The 26,172-nt window shown below is 68.2% G+C and carries 28 protein-coding genes; 17 read left to right on the top strand and 11 right to left on the bottom strand.

Features of this window, described 5'->3' with window-relative positions; all coding sequences use genetic code 11:
* The first annotated feature begins 3 nt into the window (after nucleotides 1-3).
* Both ABTV68_RS17095 and ABTV68_RS17090 read left to right on the top strand, forming a co-directional pair.
* Complete coding sequence (locus ABTV68_RS17095; protein WP_433674887.1) at nucleotides 4-3,516, top strand: TM0106 family RecB-like putative nuclease; 3,513 nt, start codon at nucleotides 4-6, stop codon at nucleotides 3,514-3,516.
* 3 nt (nucleotides 3,517-3,519) lie between these two features.
* The gene (locus tag ABTV68_RS17090; RefSeq protein WP_433677637.1) at nucleotides 3,520-3,684 is read left to right on the top strand and encodes a PspC domain-containing protein; all 165 of its coding nucleotides are present in this window, start codon (nucleotides 3,520-3,522) and stop codon (nucleotides 3,682-3,684) included.
* 63 nt (nucleotides 3,685-3,747) lie between these two features.
* Here the strand turns inward: ABTV68_RS17090 and upp are convergent, their stop codons facing one another.
* From upp to ABTV68_RS17070, 4 genes are all read right to left on the bottom strand, one after another.
* Nucleotides 3,748-4,380, bottom strand: coding sequence for a uracil phosphoribosyltransferase (gene upp / locus ABTV68_RS17085; RefSeq protein ID WP_433674886.1), 633 nt, complete (start codon nucleotides 4,378-4,380; stop codon nucleotides 3,748-3,750).
* 51 nt (nucleotides 4,381-4,431) lie between these two features.
* Nucleotides 4,432-4,863: a nucleoside deaminase gene (locus ABTV68_RS17080; protein WP_433677636.1), complete on the bottom strand. Its 432-nt coding sequence runs from the start codon at nucleotides 4,861-4,863 to the stop codon at nucleotides 4,432-4,434.
* 31 nt (nucleotides 4,864-4,894) lie between these two features.
* On the bottom strand, nucleotides 4,895-5,824 hold the full coding sequence (locus ABTV68_RS17075; RefSeq protein ID WP_433674885.1) for a DUF808 domain-containing protein: 930 nt from the start codon (nucleotides 5,822-5,824) through the stop codon (nucleotides 4,895-4,897).
* 70 nt (nucleotides 5,825-5,894) lie between these two features.
* Nucleotides 5,895-6,998 carry an alpha/beta fold hydrolase gene (locus ABTV68_RS17070; RefSeq protein WP_433674884.1) on the bottom strand — a complete coding sequence of 368 codons (1,104 nt, stop codon included), beginning with the start codon at nucleotides 6,996-6,998 and terminating at the stop codon, nucleotides 5,895-5,897.
* A gap of 215 nt (nucleotides 6,999-7,213) precedes the next feature.
* Here ABTV68_RS17070 and proC point away from each other — a divergent pair, with 215 nt between their 5' ends.
* Complete coding sequence (gene proC, locus ABTV68_RS17065) at nucleotides 7,214-8,050, top strand: pyrroline-5-carboxylate reductase (protein WP_433674883.1); 837 nt, start codon at nucleotides 7,214-7,216, stop codon at nucleotides 8,048-8,050.
* Nucleotides 8,051-8,129: 79 nt separating this feature from the next.
* Here proC and ABTV68_RS17060 read toward each other — a convergent pair whose 3' ends face one another.
* Nucleotides 8,130-8,801 carry a potassium channel family protein gene (locus ABTV68_RS17060; protein ID WP_231091613.1) on the bottom strand — a complete coding sequence of 224 codons (672 nt, stop codon included), beginning with the start codon at nucleotides 8,799-8,801 and terminating at the stop codon, nucleotides 8,130-8,132.
* Nucleotides 8,794-10,236, bottom strand: coding sequence for a TrkH family potassium uptake protein (locus ABTV68_RS17055; RefSeq protein ID WP_433674882.1), 1,443 nt, complete (start codon nucleotides 10,234-10,236; stop codon nucleotides 8,794-8,796). Before ABTV68_RS17055 ends, ABTV68_RS17060 begins: the two co-directional genes overlap by 8 nt.
* Before the next feature lie 69 nt (nucleotides 10,237-10,305).
* Here ABTV68_RS17055 and ABTV68_RS17050 point away from each other — a divergent pair, with 69 nt between their 5' ends.
* The 7 genes from ABTV68_RS17050 (at nucleotide 10,306) to ABTV68_RS17020 (ending at nucleotide 14,194) form a co-directional block, all read left to right on the top strand.
* A complete protein-coding gene (locus tag ABTV68_RS17050) occupies nucleotides 10,306-10,707 on the top strand; it encodes an ArsR/SmtB family transcription factor (protein ID WP_433674881.1) in 402 nt (133 codons plus the stop codon).
* A gap of 371 nt (nucleotides 10,708-11,078) precedes the next feature.
* On the top strand, nucleotides 11,079-11,270 hold the full coding sequence (locus tag ABTV68_RS17045; protein WP_231091616.1) for a helix-turn-helix domain-containing protein: 192 nt from the start codon (nucleotides 11,079-11,081) through the stop codon (nucleotides 11,268-11,270).
* Nucleotides 11,271-11,376: 106 nt separating this feature from the next.
* Nucleotides 11,377-11,475, top strand: a complete 99-nt coding sequence (locus ABTV68_RS17040) for a 30S ribosomal protein bS22 (RefSeq protein ID WP_003792170.1) — start codon at nucleotides 11,377-11,379, stop codon at nucleotides 11,473-11,475.
* A gap of 86 nt (nucleotides 11,476-11,561) precedes the next feature.
* Complete coding sequence (locus ABTV68_RS17035) at nucleotides 11,562-13,265, top strand: FAD-dependent oxidoreductase (RefSeq protein WP_433674880.1); 1,704 nt, start codon at nucleotides 11,562-11,564, stop codon at nucleotides 13,263-13,265.
* Nucleotides 13,252-13,542: a rhodanese-like domain-containing protein gene (locus ABTV68_RS17030; RefSeq protein WP_231091618.1), complete on the top strand. Its 291-nt coding sequence runs from the start codon at nucleotides 13,252-13,254 to the stop codon at nucleotides 13,540-13,542. Before ABTV68_RS17035 ends, ABTV68_RS17030 begins: the two co-directional genes overlap by 14 nt.
* A gap of 59 nt (nucleotides 13,543-13,601) precedes the next feature.
* Complete coding sequence (locus ABTV68_RS17025; protein ID WP_433674879.1) at nucleotides 13,602-13,874, top strand: glutaredoxin family protein; 273 nt, start codon at nucleotides 13,602-13,604, stop codon at nucleotides 13,872-13,874.
* A 20-nt stretch (nucleotides 13,875-13,894) separates the two neighbouring features.
* Entirely contained in the window at nucleotides 13,895-14,194 is a 300-nt protein-coding gene (locus ABTV68_RS17020; protein WP_433674878.1) for a Dabb family protein, read from the top strand.
* Between the two features lie 98 nt (nucleotides 14,195-14,292).
* Here ABTV68_RS17020 and ABTV68_RS17015 read toward each other — a convergent pair whose 3' ends face one another.
* The 5 genes from ABTV68_RS17015 to ABTV68_RS16995 all read right to left on the bottom strand — a co-directional run bounded on the left by ABTV68_RS17015 (nucleotide 14,293) and on the right by ABTV68_RS16995 (nucleotide 18,572).
* Nucleotides 14,293-14,475: a YegP family protein gene (locus tag ABTV68_RS17015; RefSeq protein ID WP_433674877.1), complete on the bottom strand. Its 183-nt coding sequence runs from the start codon at nucleotides 14,473-14,475 to the stop codon at nucleotides 14,293-14,295.
* A 116-nt stretch (nucleotides 14,476-14,591) separates the two neighbouring features.
* Complete coding sequence (locus tag ABTV68_RS17010) at nucleotides 14,592-15,692, bottom strand: ABC transporter ATP-binding protein (RefSeq protein WP_433674876.1); 1,101 nt, start codon at nucleotides 15,690-15,692, stop codon at nucleotides 14,592-14,594.
* Entirely contained in the window at nucleotides 15,689-16,498 is an 810-nt protein-coding gene (locus ABTV68_RS17005; RefSeq protein WP_433674875.1) for an ABC transporter permease, read from the bottom strand. Before ABTV68_RS17005 ends, ABTV68_RS17010 begins: the two co-directional genes overlap by 4 nt.
* Nucleotides 16,495-17,415: an ABC transporter permease gene (locus tag ABTV68_RS17000; RefSeq protein ID WP_433674874.1), complete on the bottom strand. Its 921-nt coding sequence runs from the start codon at nucleotides 17,413-17,415 to the stop codon at nucleotides 16,495-16,497. The genes ABTV68_RS17005 and ABTV68_RS17000 overlap by 4 nt, the downstream gene beginning before the upstream one ends.
* Complete coding sequence (locus tag ABTV68_RS16995; protein WP_433674873.1) at nucleotides 17,412-18,572, bottom strand: ABC transporter substrate-binding protein; 1,161 nt, start codon at nucleotides 18,570-18,572, stop codon at nucleotides 17,412-17,414. Before ABTV68_RS16995 ends, ABTV68_RS17000 begins: the two co-directional genes overlap by 4 nt.
* Before the next feature lie 157 nt (nucleotides 18,573-18,729).
* On the opposite strand from ABTV68_RS16995, the gene ABTV68_RS16990 reads away from it, so the two are divergent.
* The 7 genes from ABTV68_RS16990 to ABTV68_RS16960 all read left to right on the top strand — a co-directional run bounded on the left by ABTV68_RS16990 (nucleotide 18,730) and on the right by ABTV68_RS16960 (nucleotide 26,171).
* The gene (locus ABTV68_RS16990) at nucleotides 18,730-19,083 is read left to right on the top strand and encodes a hypothetical protein (RefSeq protein ID WP_433674872.1); all 354 of its coding nucleotides are present in this window, start codon (nucleotides 18,730-18,732) and stop codon (nucleotides 19,081-19,083) included.
* A 58-nt stretch (nucleotides 19,084-19,141) separates the two neighbouring features.
* Nucleotides 19,142-19,771 (top strand): histidine phosphatase family protein, encoded by a 630-nt coding sequence (locus tag ABTV68_RS16985; RefSeq protein WP_433674871.1) that lies wholly within the window; start codon nucleotides 19,142-19,144, stop codon nucleotides 19,769-19,771.
* Entirely contained in the window at nucleotides 19,768-20,376 is a 609-nt protein-coding gene (locus ABTV68_RS16980; protein WP_433674870.1) for a TlpA family protein disulfide reductase, read from the top strand. Before ABTV68_RS16985 ends, ABTV68_RS16980 begins: the two co-directional genes overlap by 4 nt.
* 28 nt (nucleotides 20,377-20,404) lie before the next feature.
* On the top strand, nucleotides 20,405-21,145 hold the full coding sequence (locus ABTV68_RS16975) for a cytochrome c biogenesis CcdA family protein (RefSeq protein ID WP_433674869.1): 741 nt from the start codon (nucleotides 20,405-20,407) through the stop codon (nucleotides 21,143-21,145).
* Nucleotides 21,126-22,919, top strand: coding sequence for a cytochrome c biogenesis protein ResB (resB, locus tag ABTV68_RS16970; RefSeq protein WP_433674868.1), 1,794 nt, complete (start codon nucleotides 21,126-21,128; stop codon nucleotides 22,917-22,919). The genes ABTV68_RS16975 and resB overlap by 20 nt, the downstream gene beginning before the upstream one ends.
* A gap of 4 nt (nucleotides 22,920-22,923) precedes the next feature.
* A complete protein-coding gene (gene ccsB / locus ABTV68_RS16965) occupies nucleotides 22,924-23,913 on the top strand; it encodes a c-type cytochrome biogenesis protein CcsB (RefSeq protein WP_433674867.1) in 990 nt (329 codons plus the stop codon).
* A gap of 536 nt (nucleotides 23,914-24,449) precedes the next feature.
* Nucleotides 24,450-26,171, top strand: coding sequence for a dihydroxyacetone kinase family protein (locus ABTV68_RS16960; protein WP_433674866.1), 1,722 nt, complete (start codon nucleotides 24,450-24,452; stop codon nucleotides 26,169-26,171).
* Nucleotide 26,172 lies beyond the last annotated feature (1 nt).

The following is a 26,172-nucleotide window of genomic DNA, read 5'->3' as shown; positions in this document are numbered from 1 at the left end:
AACATGCGAATTGCTGATGGCGGCCGGGTCATCTGGAGCGCGACCGATCTGAAGAAGGCTGCCGACTGCGAATTCGCCTGGGTGCGTGGCATCGACGCGAAGCTCGGGCGCATCGAGGCCGTCGAAGAGCCGGAAGACGCCATGATGCGGCGCGCGATCGATCTCGGTCTGGAGCATGAGAAGCGCGTGCTGGCCGACTACCACCGTCGCTTTCCCGGCGCCGTGGTGGAGATCGACGATGTCAGTCAGGGCGGGGCCGAGGATCGAGAGCTTGCCTTCGCCCGCACGCTGGAAGCACTGCGCGGCTCGGACGCACAGGTGGTGTACCAGGGTGCATTCACCGCTGCCGACTTCATCGGATTCGCCGACTTCATCGTCCGCACCCCCGACGGATGGCTGGTACAGGACACCAAGCTCGCGCGTAGCGCGCGCGTCACCGCGCTGATGCAGCTGGTGGCTTACGTGGACCGACTGGAGGCCGAAGGCGTTCCCATCGCCCCCACGGTCGAGCTGATCCTGGGGACGGGAGAGATCAGCACGCACCGCATCGACGACATCCGCCCCGTGTTCCGGCTGCGTCGTGAGCGGCTGCGGGCCCTCATCGCCGACCGGCAGGTGTCCGCCGGCGCCGCGGTCGATGCCGTCGCGTGGGCCGATGAGCGGGGAGATCTCGGCCTCATCGCGTGTGGTCGCTGCGCCACCTGTGAGTCGGAGTCCATCGCGCATCGCGACCTTCTGCTGGTCGCTGGCATGCGCCCGCAGCAGCGCCGCCGCCTTCGCGCCGCCGGGATCCTCACGATCGATGATCTGGCGGTGGCCGATACCGCCCCCGAGGACATCGCGGCCGACGTGTTCCATGCGCTGCGAATCCAGGCCCAGCTGCAGCTGGCGAGCCCCGCGGGCGTGCCCGTCGCGGGAGTGGACGCGCCCGCGCATCCGGTGCCCACCTGCGAGGTCATCCTGCCCTCCGCCCTCGCGATTCTGCCTCCCGCCGACCCCGGAGACATCTTCTTCGACTTCGAGGGCGATCCGCTCTACACCGAGGGCGCGGGGGAGCAGTGGGGGCTCGACTACCTGTTCGGCTGGGTGGACGACAGCGAGACGTATTCCGCGATCTGGGCGCACGACTTCGCCGCCGAGCGGACGGCGCTGGAGACGTTCCTGCGGACGGTGTCGCTGCTGCGCTCGCAGCACCCGCAGATGCACATCTACCACTACGCGCCGTATGAGCCCACGCACCTCGCGGCCATGGCGGCGCGTCACGGGTTCGGCGAGTCCGAGGTCGACCGGCTGCTCGCCGAGGGCGTCTTCGTGGACCTGTACCCGATCATCAAGCGCGCCGTACGGGTGGGGTCGCGCTCGTACTCCATCAAGAAGCTCGAACCGCTGTACATGGGTGACGAGGTCCGCACGGCGGAGGTGCAGAAGGGCGACGAATCGATCGAGCGGTACGTCGAGGCACGCGCACTCGCGGCCGACGGGCATGAGGCTGCGGCACAGGAGATCCTCGACGACCTCGCCGACTACAACCGGTACGACTGCGTCTCCACCCGACGTCTCCGGGACTGGCTGCGCGTCCGCGCGGCCGAAGCCGGCGTGGAACCGGGCCAGCAGATCGAAGCGGAGACCAACGCCTACCACCCGTCCGAGCGCTCCACCGCGCTGCTGCACGATGCCGAGGCGCTTGCCGCCCGCACGCCGGGCGCGGAGCGCACACCCGAGGAGACCGCTCTACGCCTGGCCGCCGCCGCCATCGACTATCACCCGCGCGAGAGCCGGGCATTCTGGGCAGGGCACTACCTCCGCCTGCGCGAGCCGCTCTCCAGCTGGAACCAGGGTCGGGATGTCCTGACGGTGGACATCGCCCGCTCCTACGTCTCCCAGCCGTGGTACCTGCCCGAGCGAGCGCATTCGCCACAGCGCGAACTGATGCTGCGTGGCGAGATCGCCCCGGGCTCCAGCCTGCGTGAGGGCGCCGAGGTGTTCACCGTCTACGAGCGTCCGGTCCCGTTCCCGGCGCTGAAGTCGTCGCGGTGGATCAACGTGCCCGTCCCCGCACGAATCATCGAGGTGCGTGACGACGGCCTCCTCATCGCCGAACGGGGAATGCCGGAGGTCGAGTGGGAGCGTGCGCCGATCGCGGTGGTCCCCGGCCCGCCGCCGTCCACCAAGAACATCCAGGAGCGCATCGACCTCTGGGCCGACGGTGTGCTGCGCACCGCACCGGCGCTACCGCGTGATGCGGCCGCCGATATCCTGCTGCGGCGCCCGCCACGCACCCGATCCGGACGCCTCACTCCGTCCGCGGGAGACGACGTGTCGGCCATCGTCGCCAGCGTGCGCGATCTCGACTCGAGCTACGTCGCGGTGCAGGGTCCTCCCGGCACCGGGAAGACGTTCGTCGGCTCGCACGTGATCGCGCGACTCGTGGCCGATCATGGCTACCGCATCGGTGTGGTGGCACAGTCGCACGCGGTGGTGGAGAACCTGCTGACCCGCGTGGTCCAGGCGGGTCTCCCCATCGAGCGGGTCGGGAAGGCGACCGCCGACAAGGACGCCGAAGACGAGCGATTCACCCCCATCCAGCGTGACGCCATCGGACAGTTCCGCGAGGAGTTCGATCGCGAGGGCTTCGTGCTCGGCGGTACCGCGTGGGACTTCTGCAATGGACGCCGCGTGCCTCCGGGAAGCCTGGATCTGCTGGTGATCGACGAGGCGGGTCAGTACTCCCTCGCCAACACCATCGCGACCTCCGTGGCAGCACGCGATCTCCTGCTCCTGGGCGACCCGCAGCAGCTGCCGCAGGTGAGCCAGGGTACGCATCCCGAGCCGGTGGACACCTCGGCGCTGGGGTGGGTGATGGACGGCGACGACGTCATCCGCCCCGAGTTCGGCTACTTCCTCGAACACACCTGGCGGATGCGACCCGAAGTCGCGGATGTGGTGTCCGAGCTGTCCTACGAGGGCAGGCTCACCGCAGCCGCCGCCGCACTCGAGCGCACGATCGAGGGGATCGAGCCCGGCGTGCACGCCGTCACCGTGGATCACCGGGGCAACACGTCGCACAGCGAGGCGGAGGCGGCGCGCGTGGTGGAACTCGTCCGGGATCTGATCGGCCGCGCGTTCAATCCGGGCGAGGGTGCTGCCGTGCGTCCGATCGACGCGTCCGACATCATCGTGGTCACCCCCTACAACGCCCAGCAGCAGACCGTGCACGAGGCGCTCGTCGCTGCGGGCTTCGCCGAGACACCCGTCGGCACGGTGGACAAGTTCCAGGGGCAGGAAGCAGCCGTGGCGATCGTCTCGCTGGCCGCCTCAAGCGCCCGTGACGCACCGCGGGGCCTGGAGTTCCTCCTGCTCGAGAATCGCCTCAACGTGGCGATCTCCCGCGCGCAGGTCGCGGCCTACGTCCTATACGCGCCGGGGCTGCTCGACGATCTTCCCCGTACACCGGCGGGTGTCGCGCGCCTTTCCGCCTTCGCGCGCATGGTCGGCGCCGAGCCGGGGGATGACTGACCGCTGAGGCGGCGACGACCGCGCGACGGCCGATGGATCGCCGGCGTCTGTCTCGGGCTGGCCGAGCACTTCAACATCAGTGTCACCCTCGTTCGCATCTTCACCGTGCTGCTGGGCGTTCCGCTCCTCGCGTACGTCGTGGCGTGGGCGCTGATCCCGTCCGAGTGAGCCCCCCGTCAACGCGAATCGCCCCGCTGACGCAGCGGGGCGATTCGCGTAAGAGATCGGTGATCAGACCGTGCCGTAGAGACGGTCTCCTGCGTCGCCGAGGCCGGGGACGATGTAGCCGTTCTCATCGAGACGCTCGTCCAACGCACCGAGCACGAGCGTGACGTCGCGACCGTCGACCTGCTTCTCGATGGCCGCAAGGCCCTCCGGGGCGCCCAGGATGCAGACCGCGGTAACGTCCTGCGCACCCCGCTGGAACAGGAACTCGATGGCCGCGCCGAGCGATCCGCCGGTGGCCAGCATCGGATCGAGGACGAAGCACTGGCGGGCGCTCAGGTCCTCGGGAAGACGCTCGGCGTAGGTCTGCGGCTCGAGGGTCTCCTCGTTGCGCGCCATGCCGAGGAACCCGACCTCCGCGGTCGGGAGCATCGTGGTCATGCCTTCGAGCATGCCGAGGCCGGCGCGCAGGATCGGCACGATGAGTGGTCGCGGCTCCGAGATGCGCACACCCGTGGTCGTGGTGACCGGAGTCTGGATCTCGTAGGGGGTGACGCGGACGTTTCGTGTGGCCTCGTAGGCCAGCAGCGTCATCAGCTCACTGGTGAGCTGACGGAACACGGGCGATGGCGTGTTCTTGTCACGCAGCACCGTGAGCTTGTGGGTGATCAAAGGGTGATCGGCGACGTGAACACGCATGAGGTACAGAATATCCGCTCGCCCCGCCTCACGCTGTGCGATTGGCGGGGATCACCGACGGCCGCGGAAGAAGTCCTGCAGCAGCGCCACGGCGTCCTCGGCACGGACGCCACCCACCACTTCGGCGCGCACGGGCAGGCGTCGGTCACGCAGCACATCGTAGACGGACCCCGCTGCGCCCGCTTTGTCATCCCAGGCGCCGAACACCACGCGCGAGACACGCGCCTGCAACGCGGTGCCCGCGCACATCACGCAGGGCTCCATCGTGACCACCAGCGTGGTGTCCTGCAGGTTCCAGGAGCCGATGGTCTGCGCTGCAGCACGCATCGCGACGACCTCCGCGTGGCCGGTGGGATCGGCGGTCTCCTCGCGGTCGTTGCGCCCGACGCCGAGGATCTCGCCGTCCGCATTCAGCACCACGGCGCCGACGGGAATCTCGCCGGCTGCGGCAGCCTCGGACGCGAGAGCCAGGGCGTGCACCATGGCGGCGTCTTCGGCCGGCGTCGTCAACATCTCAGTGCCCGGAGGCACGCGCCAGATCCGGATCCTCACCCACCGACGGCAACGTGGAACCTCGCCCGGTGAGGCGACGAATCAGCATCACCACGCCGACGATGACGAGACCCACCAGGAGTCCGGCGACGGCGGAGATGGCGGTGTCGACGATCCACACGATCACCCCGCCGAGCGGGGCCAGCGCGTGCTCGACCGCGTGCAGCAGATCGGCCGGCGGGTGGAAGCCCACCTCGCCCAGGTTCACGACCACGAGGTGGCCACCCACCCAGAGCATCGCGACCGTGCCGATGATGCTGATCACGCGGAACACCGCCGGCATGGAGCGGACGATGCGCGTTCCCGTGTGACGGACGCGCTTCTCGTCGCTGCGCACCATCCGCAGGCCGATGTCGTCCAGCTTGACCAGCAGCGCGACGGCGCCGTAGACGACACCGGTCATCAGGAGCGCGATCACGACCAGCGCCGCCAACCGCATCCAGAAGTCGAGGTCGTCGGGGAGGTTCGACAGCGAGATCAGCATGATCTCGGTGGAGAGGATGAGGTCGGTGCGGATCGCGCCCCACACCAGCTTGTTCTCGTTGCGGTCCTCGCCGTGTTCGTCACCGTGGTGACCCACACCGAACCACTCCAGGACCTTCTCGGCCCCCTCGAAGCAGAGGAACGCACCGCCGATGATCAGCAGCCAGGGCAGGATCCACGGCGCGAACTGGGTGAGCAGCAGCGCGATCGGGATGATCACCACGAACTTGTTCGCGATCGAACCCAGCGCGATCTTCCCCACCACCGGCAGCTCGCGCGCCGGCGTGATGCCCTGCACGTACTGCGGGGTGACAGCGGCATCGTCGATCACGACGCCCGCCGACTTCGCGGATGCTTTCAGGGCCGCACTCAGAATGTCATCGACGACTGCCAGCAGACCAACGGACATGAATCCCCCTCGAACGCCGCGCGGTCGTGCGGCGACCCAGCGATTCTATCGGGCCGCGCCCCGAGACGACTCAGTCCGCGGACTTCAGGACGATGACCTCCGTGGGCGGGCCGCCCACGGGAACGTAGTCGATGCGCGACAGCAGCGCCGCACGGAAGTCCTCCGGCTCCTCCAGGTGCGGGCAGTGCCCCACCCCGGGGAAGAGGGCATCGAGCACGTGACCGCCGGCCGCCGTGTACGCGTCGAGCACATCCTTCGTCTGCGTCACCATCGGCTGCGGCGGAGCAGCGTCCTCACCGGGCCAGCCGTCGAGCTCGCCACGACGTCCGCGCACGTTGGAGTCGAAGGCGGATTCGTCGGAGATGATGATGTCGCGACCGCCGTGCACCCAGAGGATCGGTGGTTTCTGCGGCAGATCCACGATGGCGGAGACGTCGAAGTAGCGCGGCGACAGCGCGTTCAGCACACCCGTGGTGCCGGGGGCGAAACCGGGCCAGGAGGGCGATGTGGTCGTGCCGCCCGGGAAGGCGTCGTCTCCCACAGCCGTGGTGAGCATCGACTCGACCCAGACATCCTCGTTGCGCGAGACGTAGCCGGTGGCGAGGAACACGGAGCGGAACACCGAACGCGGTGAGCTCGGCACCTCGGCCGTCTCATCCTCCTCGGCGATGCGCGCGACGAACTCCGGATCAGCCACGCCGGCCCCGGTTCCCGCGGCGTCCTCGTTGATGAGCGAGCCGTCGCGCCGCGTGCCGCCGAAGCCATAGGGGGAGACGGGCGACTCCAGTGTCAGAGACAGCACCGGGTGATCCAGCGCGTACTGCAGCACGACGCCGCCGCCCAGTCCCCAGCCCACCAGGTGCGCCGCGTCAAGCTCCAGCGCCTTCAGCGTCTCGTGCAGGTCGTCCGCGAAGTCGCGAACGCCGCGCGTGGCGTCCACACCCCGTCGCTCCGAGCGTCCGTGGCCGCGCAGGTCTACGGCGATGAGCCGGAGGTCGCGGGGCAGGGCGAGCATCGTCTTCTGCCACATCTCGGCAGATCCGACCACGTTGTGGACGAACACGATCGTGCGATCCGCCGGTGCGTCCACGGCATCGCCGTTGCGCTCAAGCACTCCGACGGCCAGGCGGGGCGTCTGCACCACTCGAGCTGTGATTCCGTCGAAGAGGGTCATGATCTTCCTTTGCTCGCCGCGCTCCACTGCGCGATTGCCATCGGTCCTCCGATGATATGCACGACACCTGGACGGTCGGGGTGCATCGGCTGCGGGTCGCGAGCACAGGAGCATGCGGCGAATGCATGAGCGATCGAGCGAAAGCCTCATGCAGCGGGCGCTGGATCCTGCGTTCGCGCCCGGCCCGCAGGGCTGGGCGGACGTAGGATGACGGGATGAGCGCACCGGTGTCGTCCCAGTCCATCGCGATCCTCGGAGCCGGCTCCATGGGCGGTGCGATCCTCCAGGGGCTCGTCGCCGGCGGCGTGCGCGGCATCAGCGTCACCAACCGCACCGCGGAGAAGGCGTCCGCGCTCGCGGAGCTCGAGGGCGTGCATTCGATCGCACTCGCGGACCAGCCCGACGGCAACCGTGAGGCCGCACGCGGTGCACAGATCGTCGTGGTCGGGGTGAAGCCGGCGATGGTCGCCGACCTCCTTCGCGAGATCGCCGATGATCTGAACGCCGACGCCGTGATCGTGAGTCTCGCGGCCGGCACCACGATCGCCACGATGGAGGCGGCGCTCGGCGGCACTCGTCGGATCCTCCGCGCCATGCCCAACACACCCGCAGTGGTCGGCAAGGCCGTCACGGGTATCGCGGCCAACGCACACGCGACGGCCGAGGACATCGCGGCGGTCCGTCGCCTGTTCGAGTACGTCGGCACCGTCATCGAGACCGATGAGGCGGGCATCGACCCGCTGTCGACGATCTCCGGATCCGGACCCGCCTACGTCTTCCTGCTCATCGAGGAGTTCACGAAGGCGGCCATCGGCAAGGGCTTCAGCGACGCCGACGCCCGCGTGATGGCCGAGCAGACGTTCATCGGCGCTGCAGCGCTGCTGGATGCGACGGGCGAGGATCCCGCCGAGCTGCGCCGTCGGGTCACCAGCCCGAAGGGCACCACCGAGCGGGCGATCGGGGTGCTGCAGGAGGCGCACCTCGACGACGTGTTCGTCCGTGCGACGGATGCCGCGCTGGCGCGCGCGAAGGAGCTCGCGGCCGGGGCTTGAGCCGGGCCCGGGAGCCGCTGTTCCGGGGCGAGGTCTCGGTTCGGGGTGCGCGGGTGTCGATTCCGAGCGCAGGGCCGGATCAGCGGTCCAGGCCCGCGAACCGCTCGATGTCCGAGTTGGTGCCCGACACGATGATCAGGTCGTGGTTGGTGACCACGGTGGCCGCCTCGGCGTAACGGAACGGCTTGCCGGGGCTCTTCACGCCCACCACCGTCACGTTGTATTTGCTGCGGACGCCCGACTCCATGAGGGGCACACCACGGATGAAGCGCGGCGGGTACATCTTGGCCAGCACGAAGTCGTCATCGAAGCGGATGAAGTCGAGCATGCGACCCGACACCAGGTGCGCGACGCGCTCGCCGGCCTCGCGCTCCGGGTAGATCACGTGGTTCGCGCCGACGCGGGCGAGGATCTTGCCGTGCGCCTGGGAGACCGCCTTCGCCCAGATCTGCGGCACCTTGAGGTCGACCAGGTTGGCGGTGATGAGCACCGAGGCCTCGATGGAGGAGCCGACCGCGACGACGGCCACCTGGAAGTCCTGGGCGCCGATCTGCTTCAGCGCCTCGAGGTTGCGCGCGTCGGTCTGCACGGCGTGGGTGACCCGCTCGGACCACTTCTGCACCAGCTCGAGGTTGTCGTCGATGGCGAGCACTTCACGATCCAGTCGGTCCAGCTCACCGGCACAGGCGGCGCCGAAGCGGCCGAGGCCGATCACGAGGACGGGAGCGTCGCTCCGGATCCGTTCAACCAACGATGGGCCTTTCCACGGGCAGCGAGTACAGCTGCGTCTTCGATGACGCGGCGACCGCCGCGGCGAGAGTCACTGTACCAACGCGGCCCATGAACATGGTGGCCGCGAGGACGTACACGCCGGCGTCGGGGAGGTTCTCCGCGATGCCGGTGGACAGCCCCACCGTCGCGAATCCGGAGATCACGTCGAACAGCACGTGCTCGACGGGTGCCTTCGTGATCTGGGTGAGGATGATCGTGGAGGCGGCGACGATGGTCGCACCCCAGGCCACGACCGACAGAGCCACGCGCTGCACGTCGGAGGGGATGCGACGGCCGAAAGCCTGCACACTCGGGCGTCCCTTGGCCTCGGAGAACACCGCGAGGGCGAGCACCGCAAGCGTGGTCACCTTGATGCCACCGGCGGTGGAGGCGGAGCCACCGCCGACGAACATCAGCATCGAGGCGACGAGGAGCGACGATCCGTGCAAGTCGGCCTGGTCCACCACGGAGAAGCCACCCGAACGTGTCATCGCCGACATGAAGAACGCCTGGAACGTGGTGTTTCCGGCATCCATCGACCCGAAGGTGGCGGGGTTGTCGTACTCCAGAATCAGGAACATGGCCGCGCCGGCGAAGAACAGGATCACCGTGGTGATCAGTGTCAGCTTCGCGTGCAGCGACCACTGGCGGTAGTGCCAGCGCTGCTTGGCGAGGGTGAAGATCACAGGGAAGCCGATCGAGCCGAGGAAGACGCCGAGCATCAGCACGAAGAGGATCGCATGGTCGTCGGCGAACGGCGCCAGACCACCGGCGTTCGGGGTGAAGCCGGTGTTCGTGAACGCCATCGCGCCGTAGTACGGCGCCTCCCACAGTGCGATCAGCGGATCGACTCCCGCGATCACCAGCAGGGGGTACAGGATGACGGCCAGACTCACCTCGATGATGAGAGTGGAGACCGCCACCGTGAGCAGCAGTGAGCCGACTTCGCCCAGACGCACGGTCTGCCCCTCGTTCACGGGGCCACCGTGCACACGCAGCGGATTGCTGTCACCGGCGGCGATGAGCTTCGCGCGCAGTCCGAGGCGCTTGGAGATCACCAGACCCAGGATCGACGCGAGCGTCAGCACGCCGAGCGCACCGACCTGCACGCCGATGAACACCAGCGCGTTGCCGAAGGGCGACCAGTGTGAGTCCATGTCCACCGTCGCCAGACCCGTCACGCAGATCGTGGAGACGGCGGTGAAGAGGGCGTCTGCGAGAGACGTCTGCTGGCCGTCGGCGCTGGCGGCGGGCAGCGAGAACAGCACGGTGAACAGCGCGATGAGCGAGACGAAGATCACGACGGCGAATCGAGCAGGCGATTCCGTGGTGGTGTCGCGCAACTTCACGCCCAGTCGCTGGATCCATGATCCCGGCTCCTGAGGTATCAGCCGACGTGCGGACACGCGTGGCATCTGGCTCCCTCTTCCCGATTCCGGCCGTCCGTCATGGTACTCCGGTCTGGTCCTGACTACCCTAAACACATGGCCGACATCTTCGACGTGATCGCCGACAGCACCAGGAGAGAGATTCTCCGACTGTTGTTGGACCGATCAGACGCCCCCGGATACGACGGAACGAGCGTCTCCCAGATCGTCGCTGACCTCGGGATCAGCCAGCCCACCGTGTCGAAGCACCTCAAGGTCCTGCGCGACGCGGGGCTGGTCACCGTCCGCGAGGAGGGCCAGCACCGCTTCTACAGCCTCGACATCGTGCCGATGGAGGCGATCGAGGACTGGCTGATGCCGTTCATCGACGCCCACGACGATCAGGTGATCGCCGCGCTCCCGGAGGGTGCTGTGCACGCGGCGGACTTCGTCGGTCGCACCGCCGCCGCGATCACTCATGCGGTGACGTCGCCGTTCCGCAAGCGGACAGGGCGCTGACGACGGCGGACATGGCGACGGGCGGGGAGCTCAGCTCACCCGCCCGTCACATCGGTCCCGACAACCGCGAGGCTCGCCATCCGATGTCGCGAATTCAGTCCCGTGTCTTCGCGATCGGACCGGATTGGTGCTGTGAAAGGGGAGAACATCGCACCCGTCCGGTCATCGAGTGCTTCTGCGAGCCTCGATGTGAACAAGTAAACGACACGGGTCTGAAACGCGGCGCAGAGCGCCCTATGCGTCTGCTGAGCGTCTGAGCTGTGATCACAATTCCCAGGGTTCACACGAGCCACAGGCGTCACGCTGGACTCGAATGTTTACATCCTTCTCAGGAAAGCCATAGGCTGTGCAGGTTCGGAAGGAGGGGTTTCGTGTCCGATTACTCTGATGTGCGCTTCCTCACGGTGGCAGAGGTCGCCGAGCTCGCGCGCGTGTCGAAGATGACCGTGTACCGCATGGTGCACGCCGGTGAACTGCCGGCCGTTCGGTTCGGCCGCTCCTATCGCGTGCCCGAATCCGCGGTGGCTCAGCTGTTGCAGCGACCCATCTCGGACGTGGGCTGAACGAGTCGACTCCCGGCGTCCTGTAGACTGTCGCGAGGCAATTTTTCATCTGCCCGTTCCCGGGTGAACGCACGTGTTCACCCAGCCCCGATCTAGTGAGGTTTCCGTGGGTTCTGTCATCAAGAAGCGCCGCAAGCGCATGGCGAAGAAGAAGCACCGCAAGCTGCTTCGCAAGACTCGCCACCAGCGCCGCAACAAGAAGTAAGCGGCAAGGCCCGGCGGGCCTGACACCGAGCGCCTGTCTCCGGACGGGCGCTTCGTGTTTCTCTCTGCAGAGATCACGGAGGACGAATGGATCAGTCAACGAAGGCACCGCTGCGCATCCTCGTGGTGGGCGGCGTGGCCGCGGGAATGAGTTTCGCGGCGCGTGCGCGTCGGCTGGATGAAAGCGCTGAGATCGTGGTGTTCGAGCGCGGCCTGCACCCGAGCTTCGCCAACTGCGGTCTGCCCTACTACGTCTCCGGCGAGATCGAGCAGCGCGACGCCCTCCTGGTGCAGACACCGCAGTCCCTGCGCGCGGCGCTGGACATCGATGTGCGCGTGGGGCACGATGTGGTCGCTGTCGACACCACCGCTCGCACGATCACCGTGCGCTCGGCGGCGGGCGAGAGCATCGAGCACTACGACCGACTGATGCTGGCCCCCGGTGCGGCGTCGCTGCGTCCCGAGATCCCTGGCATCGACGCACCGCAGGTGTCGCTGCTGCGCACCGTGGAGGACGCCGTGGCCCTGCGCGAGCGCGCCGGCACGGGACCCGTCGTCGTGGTGGGCGGCGGCTACATCGGTCTGGAGGCGGTGGAGGCCTTCCGCCTCCGTGGGGACGACGTGCACGTGATCCAGCGCGGCGCGCACGTCCTCAGCCGACTGGAGCCGGAGCTGGCGAGCCTCGTCACCGGCGAACTGCAGCGCGGTGGCGTGTCGGTCCACACGGGGGTGACGGTCGCGGCGATCGAGGATCAGGGCGACCAGGCCGAGGTGCTGCTCAGCAACGGGACCCGACTTCCCGCGCGCACGGTGATCATCGCGGCCGGCACCCGTCCGGACACCGATTTTCTGCGGGGCGCGGTCCCGTTGACCTCGGCGGGCTTCATAGCGGTGGATGCGCACGGCGCGACCGCGGTGGACGATGTGTGGGCGGCAGGAGACGCCACCAGCGTCACCGATCCGCTCACGGGTGGCGACCTGGTCGCCGCACTCGCGGGCCCGGCGAATCGCAACGGCCGGCTGATCGCCGACGCCATGCTCACCTCCGGCGCGGCGCGAACGCAGCCGACTCCGCTCGGAACGTCGATCGTGCGCGTGTTCGGGCAGGCCGTCGCCATGACCGGTCGCAACCGTGCCGAGCTTCTCGCTGCCGGCATCGCGCACCACACGCTGCACCTGCACGCCGGGTCGCACGCGGGCTACTTCCCGGGATCCGAACCCGTGCACCTTGTGATCCACTTCGCGGCGGACGACGCTCATGTCGCGACCGGTACGCTGCTCGGCGCGCAGGCGGTGGGCCGCGACGGCATCGACAAGCGCATCGACGTCCTCGCGACGGCGATGCGAGCGGGACTTCACGTCGACGACCTGATCGATCTGGATCTCGCCTACGCCCCGCCCTACGGCAGCGCGAAGGACCCGATCACGATGGCCGGTCTGGTGGGCGACAATGTGCTCACCGGGACCACCGTGCTCTGGTACCCGTGGGATCTGGAGACGGCGCAGCGGGACACTCTGATCCTCGACGTGCGACGCGCGGATGAGCGCGCTCGCGGCTTCCTCGCGGGATCGCTGCACGTGCCGCACACCGAACTGCGCGAACGCATCGACGAGGTGCGGGAGGTGGCTGCCGGCCGCCCGGTGCGTATCCACTGTGCGTCGGGCGTACGCTCGTATCTCGCCCACCGTCAGCTCGTGGCGGCCGGGTTCGACTCCGCGACACTCTCCGGCGGGATGCAGACGCTCCTCGCCTTCCACGGAAAGGGCATCCTCAGCCATGAAGAGCATTGACATCACCGAACTCGAGGGTCGTGGCCTGCCGCTCATCGACGTGCGGGAGACCGACGAGTTCGCGGCCGGACACGTTCCCGGCGCCGTCAACATCCCGATGTCGGAGATCACCGGTCGGCTCGACGAGCTCCCGTCCGGCGCCTTCGATGTGATCTGCCAGGCCGGCGGCCGCTCGGCACGCGTTGTGGAGTACCTCGAGGCGCAGGGCCACGACGCGACCAACATCGACGGCGGTACGGGTGCTTGGATCGCGATGGGCAAGCCTGTCGAGCACTGACTCTCCACATCGTCCGGGGCGGCGAAGCCCGTATGCCTGCAGCGGCATAGGATGAGAGAGTGACCACTCTCACCATCATCGGCAAGCCCGAGTGCCACCTCTGTGATGTGGCTCAGGGGGTCGTCGAGCGGGTTCTTTCGGAGCTTCCCGAGGACGTTGCCGACCGCGTCGAGGTGGTGGAGAAGTCGATCCTCGACGACCCGGCGCTCTACGAACTGTGGTGGGAGAAGATCCCGGTGGTGCTGATCGACGACTCGCTGCACGCGCACTGGCGCGTGGCGGCGGATCGTCTGCAGTCCGCGCTGCTGGACGCCGATCGCGCACACTCCTGACCCTCATCCCCGGAGGACCCATGACCATCCGTCACATCGTCGCCTGGCAGGTCGCTGCCGAGGACGCCGTGCTGAAGGCCGAGCATGCCCGCGGCATCGCGGATCGGCTGCTGGCACTTGAGGGCGTCGTGCCGGAGATCCTCTCGATCTCGGCCGGCCCGGAAGCGCTCTACGAGCAGAACTGGGACGTCGCGGTGGTCGCCGACTTCGCGGACCGTGAGGCGCTGGAGCGGTATCAGATCCACCCGGCGCACCAGGAGGTCGTCGCCTACGTGCGCAGCGTGGTCTCCGGCCGCGTCGCCGTCGACTTCGAGGTCTGACGCTCGGCCACTGCGCCGGGCGCCCAGTCCCTGAGCGCACTTCGTCTCGCTGGCGCCTGCTCAGCAACCGCGGAGCGAGACGAAGTGCTCTCCGAGAGTCAGGCGTCGACTTCGACCACCTCGGCGTCGGCGGCGTTGCGGCGGACGGATTCGATACCGCCCTGAGCGCCGGACTTCGAGGCGTAGCCCTGGCCGCTGGCGATCACCTCGCCGTTGGCGGCCTTGAGACGGAAACGCCACTCGCCGGCCTTGTCCTGGTACAGCTCGAACTTTCCTGCCATGGGGAACCTCCTGGGTCGGGCACCATCCGGGATTTCGGAGGCGTGCGCTGAGGGGAACATAGCGTTGCGGACCGGCTCACCGGATGAGCCCCCAGGCAACGTGACGACGAACGAACTCACGCTTCGCCGAGGGGTCTGCTCGTGACAGGACGATCGGCCAGCCGCACGCCCACCGGTTCGCCGAACTCGGGACGGATTGCGGCGTCGTGCTGCACCCGAACCAGCTCGCCGGCCGCGGTGCGCACCAGCGTGCGTCGGATGCTGCCGAGGAACGTGCTCTCCTGGACCACGCCCTCCGCATCGCCCGCTCCGGCGGGTGCCAGCGAGAGATGCTCCGGGCGCAGGAACACCTCGACCTCGCCGGTCGCAGGCTCCAGCAGCGGCAGATCCCGGCCCCACACGCGGACACGAGCGCCGTCGGCGACCGCGGAAACCACGCTCGAGAGACCGACGAACGCCGCGGTGAAGGCGGTCGCGGGCGCCGAGTACAGCTCTTCCGGCGTACCGATCTGCTCGATGCGTCCCGCGTTCATCACGGCGATCCGATCCGACACCGCCAGCGCCTCCTCCTGGTCGTGCGTCACGAACACCGTGGTGATGCCGAGACGCAGCTGCAGCCGCCGGATCTCGTCGCGCAGCTGCACGCGCACCTTGGCGTCGAGGGCCGACAGCGGCTCATCGAGCAGCAGCACTCGGGGAGCGGTGACCAGCGCTCGCGCGAGAGCAACGCGCTGCTGCTGTCCACCGGACAGCTGGTGAGGGTAGCGATCGGCGAAGCCGCCGAGTCCGACCAGCTCCAGCGCGTCCTGCGCTCGCTGCAGCGCCTCACCTCGGGCGACCTTGCGGCGGCGCAGGCCGTACGCGGTGTTCTCGCGCACGCGCAGGTGGGGGAACAGCGAGTACGCCTGGAACACCATGCCGATGTCGCGCTTGTTGACGGGGACCGCCGACACATCGACCCCGTCCATCAGCACCGATCCGCCGGACGCGTCCTCGAGGCCGGCGAGTACGCGCAGCGCCGTGGTCTTGCCGCAGCCCGACGGTCCGAGCAGCGACACGAACTCGCCCGGTCGGATGCGCAGATCCAGTCCGTGCAGCACGCGGGTGCTGCCGTAGTCCTTCACCACGTTCACCAGATCGACCCGTGTACCGGTGCCGGCATCCGCGAGCAGCAGGTTGTCGCCCGTGGGCGGGAGGTTCAGCGGGGCGTCAGTCATGACCGCACCTTTCGTGAGCGCCCGCGGGCGGCGAAGCCCAGCGCGAGCAGGAGGAGGAAGCAGAACGTGAGGGCCAGCAGTGTGAAGATGGCCGAGGCGTAGGGGTCGATCTTGCCGACCACCACCAGCGCTGTCTGCAGCACCTGGCGGTTGAGGAGAGACGCGATCGTGAACTCGCCGAGCACCACCGCGATCGAGATCAGCGAGGCGGCCAGCAGCCCCGAGCGCAGGTTCGGCACGAGCACGGTGACGAACACCGTGGGCCAGTTCGCGCCGAGCGATCGCGACGCCTCCGTGAGCGTGCGCAGATCCACGGCGTCGATCGACGCCTGGATCGAGCGATACGCGAACGGCAGCACCGTGACCCCGTAGGCGAACGCGAGCGTCCACGCGCCCGTGCCGAGCGTGCGCCCGATCTGGAGGTAGATGGGCGTGAGGCCCACGACCACCACGATGGCCGGGATCGAGATCGGCAGCAGAGCGACGAACTCGAAGACCGCCTTCATCCGCGGGAAGCGCAGATTCACGAGGATCATCGTGGGCGCGAGCAGCACGATAACGATCACGACGGTGACCACCGCGAGGATCAGCGAGTTGCCGAGACCCGTCGTGAGCGGATTCATCACGGACGGGTTGGCGGCGCTGAACAGGTCGATCCAGTGGTCCAGAGTCAGGGCACCATCGGCGTCCTGCAGCGTGTACAGCAGGGTCGACGCCAGGGGGATCGCGAAGATCGCGCCCACGACGATTCCGATGATCCAGCGAGTGGGCAGGGAGGGGCCGATGTCTCCGGCGGCGCGGCTCATCGCTGCCACCTCGCGGCCCGACGCTGCACGAGCGCGTACGCGCACATCACGACGCCGATCACCACGATCATCCCGAACGCGAGCACGCCGGCGAGGTTCTCGCGACCGAGGAGTGTCTCGCTGGTCAGCGCCGTCCGGATCTGCAACGGCACGATCTGCGATCCCTGGCTCGCGAGGGCCGCGGCGGTCGCGTAGGACGAGAACGCGTTGGCGAACAGCAGGAGCGCGCTGGCGAGGAACGACGGTGCCAGCACCGGGACGCCGACGTGCAGCCAGAATCCGGCGCGGGTGCCGCCGAGCGTGAGATTTGCCTCCGCCCAGGACGCGCGCAGCGCGGCGACGGCGGGCATGAACGTGATCACCATGAGGGGCACCTGGAAGTACAGATACGCGGGGATGAGACCGGGGAGAGCGTAGATCCACGCACCGTCCGCGAAGATGTCGATTCCCATCACATCGCGGAGGAATCGAGTCAGCACACCCTGGATTCCGATGGTGGCGATCATCGCGAACGCCAGCATCACGCCGCCGAACTGCGCCAGCACACCGCACGCGGCGTCGACGGTCGTGCGCACGAAACCGGTGGGGGACAGGCCCAGCAGCGCGTAGCAGACGAGGGCGCCCACGATCGCGCCGACCACGGCGGTGAGCAGTGACAGCCAGGTGGAGTTCCCGAAGGTGGCGATGATCACGGGGTCGCCGAGCGCGGCGAAGGAGGCCAGCGTGAACGAGCCATCCTTCGCGAACAGGCCGGACCCGATCGCGATGATGGTGGGCAGCACGAGGAACAGCGCTACATAGACCAGGAACGGCGCGAGCCCGAGACCCGCGAGGGACGAACGGCGAACCCGCCGGCCCGGAGCGCGAAGCTCCGAGTCGGCGGGAACGGTGCCGTGGGAGACGGCGGTCGCGGTCACTGAACCGCAGCCGCCCACTTCTCACCGAGCAGCGTGCCGGCCGCCGTGCTCTGCTCCTCGGTGGGAACGAGCGTGTCCTTCGGCGCTTCCGGCAGCTTGGCTGCCAGGTCGGCGTCGATGGTTCCGGCCTCCGTCATGGCCTCCATGCGCACCGGGCGAGCGCCACCCTTCAGCCACAGGTTCTGTACCTCGTCGCTGTAGAGGAACTCCTGCCACAGGCGAGCCGCGGCGGGGTTCGGGGCGTCCACGTTGATGGCCTGGTTGTAGTACGCGGCGTAGCCGTTACCGGGGAAGACCACGACCTTCCAGTCCTTGTTGTCCTTCGTGTGCGCGGCGTTGAGGTAGTCCCAGTCGAAGACCACGGGCGTCTCGCCGGACGTGACGGTCGCGGTCGTCACGTCGACCTTGAGGAGGTTGCCGGCTGCGTTCAGCTTCGAGAAGAAGTCGATGCCCGCGCTGTAGTCGTCCAGCGTCCCGCCGTTCTGGACGGTAGCCAGACCCACGGCGCCGAACGCGGCACCGGCCTGCGTCGGGTCGCCGTTGAGCGCGACCGCACCCTTGTACTCACTCTTCAGCAAGTCGGTGATCGCGGCCGGGGCGGGAAACTTCTTCGAGTCGTAGCCCACCGACATATACCCGCCATAGTCGCCGACGAACAGGCCCGTCGACTCCTTCAGCGCGTCGGGGATCTCATCCCAGGTCTGCACCTTGTAGGCGGCGAACTGGTCGGTGTTCTGCAGGGCGACGGTGAGACCCAGGTCGAAAACGTCGGGGGCGGTGTCCAGACCCTTGTTGGTCTTCGCAGCCGTGATCTCCTCGGCCGAGGAGACATCGGGCGACTGCTCGGTGACCGTGATCTCGGGGTACTTCGCGGTGAAGGCGTCGATGATCTCACCGTAGTTGGCCCAGTCCCGCGGCAGGGCGATGACGTTGAGCTTTCCCTCCGCCTTGGCGGCGGCCTCCAGGTCGGCCAGGGTGCCGAAGTCGCTGAGGCTGGTGGCGGTGGCGGCGTCGACCGACGACGAGCCGCTCTCAGTGGCACCGGCGGTGCCGGCGGCATCAGCGGTCCCGGAGCACGCCGACAGGGTGAGCGCGGCGATTCCGGCGACCGCGACGCCCACGGCGAGGCGGCGGAACGGACGAATGGTTCGGGTCATTGCTGTGTCCTCTCAAGGCCCGACCGGCGGCAGGGCCTCGATGACGTTATGCATCGAGCATGGCGGCCAATCGTCCGCCCGGTGAACGGCGGATGATCCGCGGGTTTCCGAGCGGGGGCAGGCGCGACCGCCGCTCATCGCCTACGGTGGAAGCACCATGTCGCCACGCACCACCGCCACCGCTGAGACGGTCGATCGCATCCGCCCGAGCATCGTCGACCTCGTGCTCGCCCTCGTCTTCCTGCTGCTCGGCTGGGGCGGCGCCGTGCTGCTGATGGACTACACGAGCCTGCCGACCCCGGCGAACGCGAGCGGTACGCGGCGCCTGGTCGCGCTCGCCACGATGGTCCTGCCGTTCGCGCTGCCACTCGTGTTCTTCCTGATCGGCCTGCTGCGGCGGCGTCAGCGCGGAAACGGGGCGGTCTGGCTCACGATCCTAGGCATCCTGCTGGGCATCCTCGCGGGCGTCGTGGGGCACCTCGCAGGCCTGGGGCTGTCGCTGCTCGGCTGACGTTCTCGCACAGCATCCGTCCAGCCGGTCGCCAGGTGGCCCTCAGTAAGATCGAAGGGTGCCCGCAACCCGTCTCCACCTGGTGCGCCACGGGGAGGTTTTCAACCCCGAGCGCGTGCTCTACGGTCGTCTTCCGGGCTATCGGCTGAGCCAGGCCGGGCGTGCCATGGCGGGTCAGTCGGCCGACTACGTCGCCGGGCTCGACCGCCCAGTGGGTGCCCTCATCTGCTCCCCGCTGCAGCGCACGAAGGAGTCGGCGCAGCCGTTCACCGCGCGCTTCGGTCTCGCGCCGGTGGTGGATGATCGGGTCATTGAGCCGACCAACGCGTTCGAAGGCAAGCGGATGCGTCTCGCTGTGCTCAACCCGCTCAACTGGCGCTACCTGATGCGTCCCTCGGTTCCCAGCTGGGGGGAGCCCTTCACATCGATCGCCGCCCGCATGCGCGCCGCGATGGACGATCTGTGGGATGAGACCGACGACGCCGACGCCGTCATCGTTTCGCACCAGGCGCCCATCTGGATCACGCACCTCTCCGTCGCGGGCGAGAAGCTCGCGCACAACCCGAGCACGCGCCGCTGCGCGCTCTCCTCCGTCACGTCGTTCGAGCGGCATGACGGCGTGTGGACCGAGGTCGGCTACGCCGAACCGGCATCCACCGGATCCGCTGTCGATGTAGGAGCAGTATGACCAGGCGTCGTGTGTTCGCCACCGCCGCTGCCGCGCTCGCGGCCGTGGCTCTCACCTTCTCGCTCTCGGCCTGCACGTCCACGGACGCCGCCACCCAGGCATTCCGCGACGGGCAGAACGCCGGGTACATCGGTGGGGACGGACGCTGGTCGGAGATTCCCGAGGCAGACCGCGGTGAGCCGGTCGACTTCGCCGGAGTCACGCAGGACGGCGACGCGATCTCCAGCGAGGATCTGCGCGGAGATGTCGTGGTGATCAACTTCTGGTACGCCGCGTGCGGTCCCTGCCGAGTCGAGGCTCCCGACCTGGAGAAGATCTACCAGGACCACAAGGACTCGGGCGTCAGCTTCGTCGGCATCAACACCGCCGACCAGGCCGACACCGCGAAGTCGTTCATGAAGACCTACGGGGTCACGTACCCCAGCATCATCGACGCCGGCGACGGCGCAGCCAAGATCGCCTTCGCGCAGACGGTTCCGCTGCAGGCATCGCCGAACACGGTCGTGCTCGACAAGAAGGGTCGCGTCGCCGCCACCATCATCGGTGCGATCGACGGCCCGTCCGTGCTGAACACCTTCGTCACCGAACTCTCCGACGAATCGTGACCGGCTCACCGTCGGCCGTGGAGGTCTCGTGAACGGGCTCGTCGCGAGCGGTGCGCTCTGGGCGGCCCTGCCCGTGGCACTGCTCGCCGGTCTGATCTCCTTCCTGTCGCCGTGCGTGCTCCCGCTGGTCCCGGGCTATCTCGGCTTCCTCGGCGGCTCGATGTCCCGCGGCTCCGAGGCGGGCACGGCTTCACGCGGGCGTCTGCTGCTGGGCGTGCTGCTGTTCGTCCTCGGCTTCACCGCGGTCTTCGTCGTGGTGATCGTGCTCGGCGGCTTCTTCGGCGGCGTCTTCCTGCAGTACCAGGACCTCATCACCCGCATCCTCGGTGTGGTGGTCATCCTCATGGGCCTGGTGTTCATCGGTCAGGTGTCGTTCCTGCAACGCACGGTGAAGATGGACGTGTCCGGAAAGACGGGCCTCATCGGAGCGCCGCTGCTGGGGATCGCCCTCGGCGTCGGGTGGACCCCCTGCATGGGCCCGACTCTTGCCACGATCATCTCGGTCGCGTGGGGACTGGGCGACCCGGGGCGCGCCGCGATCCTCGGTATCGCCTACTCGCTGGGTCTCGGGATCCCGTTCATCCTGCTGGCGCTCGGCCTCGGGTGGGCCTCCAAGTCCGTGGCGTTCATCCGCAAGCACATCCGCGTCGTCAACATCATCGGCGGCGTGCTCCTCATCATCGTCGGCCTTCTCATGGTCCTGGGCGTCTGGACGATGCTCATGACCCGTCTTGGATCAGTGATGTCCAGTGTCATCCTCCCCCTCTGACCCTCGCCCGGGCGGCAAGCCGCGGATCGCGAAGGCCTCCGCGGCCGACGCCACCGATCCGCTTCGCCCGTCGGACTACATCGACAGCGCTCCGGGCGCCGATCGTGAGGACGTCAATGCGCCCGCGCTCGGTCTGATCGGCTGGTTCCGCTGGGCCTGGCGACTGCTGACCAGCATGCGCACCGCGCTGGTGCTGCTGCTGATCCTCGCGATCGCCGCGATTCCCGGGTCGATCTTCCCGCAGCGCAGTGCCGACCCCAATGGTGTCGTGGCGTGGAAGACCAACAACCCGGACATGTTCCCGGTGGCGGACTGGTTCCAGCTCTTCGACGTCTACACGTCGGTGTGGTTCTCGGCGATCTACCTCCTGCTGTTCGTTTCGCTGGTCGGCTGCATCATCCCGCGCATCAAGCACCACGCGAAGGCGCTGCGCTCGCGGCCGCCCCGCACGCCGGCACGTCTGTCGCGACTGGCCGATCATCGCGAGGACGTCTTCGAGGTGCCGGGCGATGCCGCAGCGGAGGCTGAGCACGCCGTGGAGGTGGCCACCGGTCAGCTGCGTTCGGCCGGCTATCGCGTGGAACGGTACGACGGGCGCGGCGCGTTCTCGGTGTCCGCCGAGCGCGGGTACTGGCGGGAGACCGGCAACCTGCTGTTCCATGTGTCGCTCGTGGGCGTGCTGATCTCCGTGGGCCTGGGCGGCGGGTTCTCCTACACCGGGCAGACCGTGATTGTCGAGGGCACCACCTTCGTCAACCAGCTCGTGGACTATTCGTCGATGAACAAGGGCCGCTTCGTCGGCGACGAGGCACTGGTCCCGTACGGGATGACGCTCGACTCGTTCGACGTCACCTACCAGCTGCCCGACAGCAACTCGCCGGGACAGGCCGGTGACTTCGCCGCCAACCTCACCATCACGGCTCCCGGCGACGGCCACAAGGAGAAGCAGACGGTTCGCGTGAACCATCCGCTCGACCTGTGGGGCGATCGGGTGTTCCTGCTGGGCAACGGCTACGCGCCGCACATCACGGTGCGAAACGCGGACGGCGAGGCGATCTTCAGCCAGGCGGTGCCCTTTGTGCCGCAGGAGAACAGCACGATGATGTCGGGCGGTGTGGTGAAGATCACCGACGGACTTCCGGAGCAGGTGGGCCTGCAGGGCTTCTTCTACCCGACTGTCGGAGAGCTCGACACCGGCGCCCTCACCTCGGTGTATCCCGACCTGATCATGCCGACGCTCTCGCTGAACGTGTACGCGGGAGACCTCGGCATCAACGACGGCACCCCGGTGAACGTCTACACGCTGGACGTGTCCAGCATGCGCAACATCGCCGGCCCCAAGGCGGACTTCCCGGCCCTCATCATGAAGCCGGGGGAGACCGTCGACCTGCCGAACGGCTGGGGAACGGTCACGTTCGACAATTTGGATCCCAAGGCGCAGCTGTCGCCCGCCGCGGATCACACCACCGAGTACGAGCACTCCGTTCCGCGCTACGTCTCGCTGCAGATGCACCACGACCCGACGTCGATCTTCGTGCTGATCTTCGCGGTGCTGGCGCTGCTCGGGCTGCTGCTCGCGCTCTTCATCCCGCGTCGGCGCGTGTGGGTGAAGGCCACTCCGAAGGGGGAGCGCGTCACCCTCGAGTACGCGGGTCTCGCTCGAGGTGAGGACCCCCAGCTCGCCGCGGCCGTGGAGGCCATCGCGGACAAACACCAGGCGGCGCTCGCCGAATCCCCCCAGCCGTCGTCCGATTCCGGTCAGAAAGTAGACTGAGCCCATGTCCGCGTCCGATTTCGAGCAGTTCTCCCTCCTGTCGATCTGGACAGCGATCGCGCTCTACGCGCTCGCCCTCCTCGTCTACGCCTTCGACATCGCGCGCCGCGCCCAGCAGGCGGCAGACCGCGTCGACGCCGCCGTGACCGTGCGCGAGAAGGTGCTGGTGGGCGCCGACGGCACCAACCCAGTCACCAGTGGCGGCATCTCGGCCGCTTCCGCTGGATCGGGCGGCAAGCGCAACCTGTACGCGCGCATCGCCACGAGCATCATGTGGCTCGGCCTGCTGTTCCACTTCGCCGGCATCATCCTGCGCGGCCTCGCGATCGGTCACGTGCCGTGGTCGAACCTGTACGAGTTCGCGATGACCGGGACGTTCCTGGTGTCGCTGGTGTACCTCGTCGTGCTGTTCTTCTACGACCTGCGCTACCTCGGGTCGTTCATCTCCCTCATCGTGGTGCTGTTCCTGGCCGGTGCGACCCTGAGCTTCTACGTGAAGGTGGTGCCGCTGGCCGACCCGCTGAAGTCGGTGTGGCTGGTGATCCACGTGTTCGTCGCGACCCTCGCCTGCGCCTTCTTCGCGCTGGCCTGCGGGCTGTCGATCCTGCAGCTGATGCAGGCCCGCCGCGCCGCCAAGAGTGCAGACTCCCGGAAGCGCTCGTTCCTCGACACGATTCCCGACGCCACGCGCCTCGAGGGTCTCGCGTACCGCTTCACGATCGTCGGCTTCATCCTGTGGACCTTCACACTGATCGCCGGATCCATCTGGGCCAACGACGCGTGGGGCCGGTACTGGGGCTTCGACACCAAGGAAGTCTGGACCTTCGTGATCTGGGTGCTGTACGCCGGCTACATCCACGCGCGGGCCACCCGCGGCTGGCGTGGTGCTCGCTCCGCCTGGCTGTCGATCGTCGGCTTCACCGCGGTGCTGTTCAACTTCACCATCGTCAACGTCTTCTTCAAGGGACTGCACGCCTACTCCGGCCTCAGCTGAGATCCGGCACCAGTGAAACCCCGCGCACGTGGGGTTTTGCTGTTTCTGGGGTGCGGGCGTGGCGCGGGCGGGTGGGCAGTACGGGCCGGGTTGGGGCGGTACGGGTCGGCGCGGGGGCCTACGGTGTCGCGAGTGTAGGACATTGTCGCCAAAGGAGGACGTTTCAGCCGAAATCATCCTCGTGTGGCGACATCGTCCTCTTTTGAGGACGTTCCTTGAGCGCAGGTACGCCTCGGAGGGTGGTGCGGGCGGGGCGTTCGGTCTGGCGTCGTGACGCGCCGTGTGTCGGCGTTCCTGGGCCGCACCCGCCTTAAGTCGTTGTGGCGCATCGCGTGGCATGTCGCGAGCGGAGGGCATTGTCGCCGAAGGAGGACGCTTCAGCCGAAGTGATCCTCGTTTGGCGACATCGTCCTCTTTTCGCGACGTGCCCGGAGTCACCCCGCGTCCGTCTCCCGCTTACCCCTCGCTTCCTCTTTCCAATTTCCTATAGGATGCAGAGCAGCGGGGTTGGCCCGCTCCAGCTCGAGGAGATCGCAATGACGCGCTTGTTCAATGACCCGGATGATTTCGCGGCCGATTCGGCGGCGGGGTTCGTGGCGGCTTCCGGCCGGTGGGTGCGGGCCGTCACCGGGGGAGTGGTCCGCTCCACGCGGGGTGCCGAACCCACGGTGTCCGTCGTCATCGGGGGTGGCAGCGGGCACTACCCGGCCTTCGCCGGACTCGTCGGCCCCGGGCTCGCGCACGGCGCCGTGATGGGCAACCTCTTCGCTTCACCGTCCGCGCATCAGGTGCACTCCGTCGCCACGGCAGCGCACGAGGGACGCGGCGTTCTCCTCAGCTACGGCAACTACGCCGGCGATGTCCTGCACTTCACTCAGGCGCAGGAGCGACTGCGGGCCGCGGGTGTCGACTGCCGCACCGTCACCGTCACCGACGACATCTCCAGTGCGCCGATCACCGAGCGCGAGAAGCGGCGCGGCATCGCCGGAGACCTGGTCGTCTTCAAGATCGCCGGTGCCGCAGCGGAAGAGGGCCAGGACCTCGACGGCGTCGAGCGCGTCGCCGCGCGAGCGAACGACCGGACTCGCTCGCTGGGCGTCGCCTTCGGTGGATGCACTCTGCCCGGTGCCGATGAACCGCTGTTCACGGTTCCCGAGGGGCGGATGGCCGTGGGACTCGGCATCCACGGCGAGCCGGGCATCGACGAGGTCGACATCCCCACGGCTGCAGGCCTCGCCGAGCTGTTCGTCTCCTCGCTCCTCGCCGAAGTGCCCGACGACATCGACCTCGCCAACGCGCGCGTGGTGCCGATCCTCAACGGTCTCGGCAGCGTCAAGTACGAAGAGCTCTACGTGGTCTACGCGACCGTCGATCGCCTGCTCACCGAAGCGGGGATCACCGTGATCTCCCCGGAGGTCGGTGAGTTCTGCACCAGCTTCGACATGGCGGGTGCCTCCCTCACGCTGCTGTGGCTGGACGACGAACTTGAGCGGCTGTGGCTCGCAGCCTGCGACACCCCGGCGTTCCGGCGCGGTGCCGTCGAGGGGCGTGTCGCTGTCGACGCGATCGAGGAGGTCGCGGAAGAGATCGTGGTTCCGCCAGCCACCGAGGAGTCGCGTCGTGCCGCCGCGCTCATCACGGACGTATTCGCCGCCATCGCCGACATGCTCGACGCCGAGGCCGAAGAACTGGGGCGGATCGACCGCATCGCCGGAGACGGCGACCACGGCATCGGCATGCAGCGCGGTAGTCGGGCCGCGGCGACGGCCGCCGCAGAGGTGCTGTCGCGAGGCGCGGGCGCACGTACCGTGCTGCACCACGCGGGAGACTCGTGGGCGGACATCGGCGGCGGAACGTCGGGAGCGATCTGGGGCGAGATGCTCGTCGCGCTGGGCGAGTCCTTCGGCGACGACGCTGAGGTCGGAGCCGCCGACGTGGGCGCCGGCGTCGGCCGGATGAAGGACGCGGTGATGTCCTTCGGCAAGGCCACGGTCGGCGACAAGACGATGATCGACGCCATCGTGCCGTTCGCCGACGCTCTCGCCGAGCGCCTCGCCGCGGGCGCGAACCTCACCGAGGCGTGGGCACGCGCCTCCGCCACCGCCTCGGCCGCGGCCCAGGCGACCGCGAGCCTTACCGCTCGCCTGGGCCGCGCTCGCGCCCACGGCGACAAGAGCCTCGGCACCCCCGATCCGGGTGCGGTGTCCTTCGCGCTCATCACTCGTACCGTCCTCGACATCCTGCAGAAAGAGAACTGAC

Source organism: Microbacterium gorillae, assembly GCF_050990725.1.
Taxonomy (GTDB): Bacteria; Actinomycetota; Actinomycetes; order Actinomycetales; family Microbacteriaceae; genus Microbacterium; species Microbacterium gorillae_A.
The sequence above is the reverse complement of the archived record's forward strand: the minus strand, read 5'-3'. Positions and strand labels throughout refer to the sequence as shown.

Excerpts from the sequence above, each read along its gene's own strand:
- ABTV68_RS17095 (WP_433674887.1), top strand. The coding sequence starts at position 4 with ATGCGAATTGCTGATGGCGGCCGGGTCATCTGGAGCGCGACCGATCTG.
- upp (WP_433674886.1), bottom strand. The coding sequence starts at position 4,380 with ATGCGTGTTCACGTCGCCGATCACCCTTTGATCACCCACAAGCTCACG.
- ABTV68_RS17080 (WP_433677636.1), bottom strand. The coding sequence starts at position 4,863 with ATGGTGCACGCCCTGGCTCTCGCGTCCGAGGCTGCCGCAGCCGGCGAG.
- ABTV68_RS17075 (WP_433674885.1), bottom strand. The coding sequence starts at position 5,824 with ATGTCCGTTGGTCTGCTGGCAGTCGTCGATGACATTCTGAGTGCGGCC.
- ABTV68_RS17070 (WP_433674884.1), bottom strand. The coding sequence starts at position 6,998 with ATGACCCTCTTCGACGGAATCACAGCTCGAGTGGTGCAGACGCCCCGC.
- proC (WP_433674883.1), top strand. The coding sequence starts at position 7,214 with ATGAGCGCACCGGTGTCGTCCCAGTCCATCGCGATCCTCGGAGCCGGC.
- ABTV68_RS17055 (WP_433674882.1), bottom strand. The coding sequence starts at position 10,236 with ATGCCACGCGTGTCCGCACGTCGGCTGATACCTCAGGAGCCGGGATCA.
- ABTV68_RS17050 (WP_433674881.1), top strand. The coding sequence starts at position 10,306 with ATGGCCGACATCTTCGACGTGATCGCCGACAGCACCAGGAGAGAGATT.
- ABTV68_RS17035 (WP_433674880.1), top strand. The coding sequence starts at position 11,562 with ATGGATCAGTCAACGAAGGCACCGCTGCGCATCCTCGTGGTGGGCGGC.
- ABTV68_RS17030 (WP_231091618.1), top strand. The coding sequence starts at position 13,252 with ATGAAGAGCATTGACATCACCGAACTCGAGGGTCGTGGCCTGCCGCTC.
- ABTV68_RS17020 (WP_433674878.1), top strand. The coding sequence starts at position 13,895 with ATGACCATCCGTCACATCGTCGCCTGGCAGGTCGCTGCCGAGGACGCC.
- ABTV68_RS17015 (WP_433674877.1), bottom strand. The coding sequence starts at position 14,475 with ATGGCAGGAAAGTTCGAGCTGTACCAGGACAAGGCCGGCGAGTGGCGT.
- ABTV68_RS17010 (WP_433674876.1), bottom strand. The coding sequence starts at position 15,692 with ATGACTGACGCCCCGCTGAACCTCCCGCCCACGGGCGACAACCTGCTG.
- ABTV68_RS17005 (WP_433674875.1), bottom strand. The coding sequence starts at position 16,498 with ATGAGCCGCGCCGCCGGAGACATCGGCCCCTCCCTGCCCACTCGCTGG.
- ABTV68_RS16995 (WP_433674873.1), bottom strand. The coding sequence starts at position 18,572 with ATGACCCGAACCATTCGTCCGTTCCGCCGCCTCGCCGTGGGCGTCGCG.
- ABTV68_RS16990 (WP_433674872.1), top strand. The coding sequence starts at position 18,730 with ATGTCGCCACGCACCACCGCCACCGCTGAGACGGTCGATCGCATCCGC.
- ABTV68_RS16980 (WP_433674870.1), top strand. The coding sequence starts at position 19,768 with ATGACCAGGCGTCGTGTGTTCGCCACCGCCGCTGCCGCGCTCGCGGCC.
- ccsB (WP_433674867.1), top strand. The coding sequence starts at position 22,924 with ATGTCCGCGTCCGATTTCGAGCAGTTCTCCCTCCTGTCGATCTGGACA.
- ABTV68_RS16960 (WP_433674866.1), top strand. The coding sequence starts at position 24,450 with ATGACGCGCTTGTTCAATGACCCGGATGATTTCGCGGCCGATTCGGCG.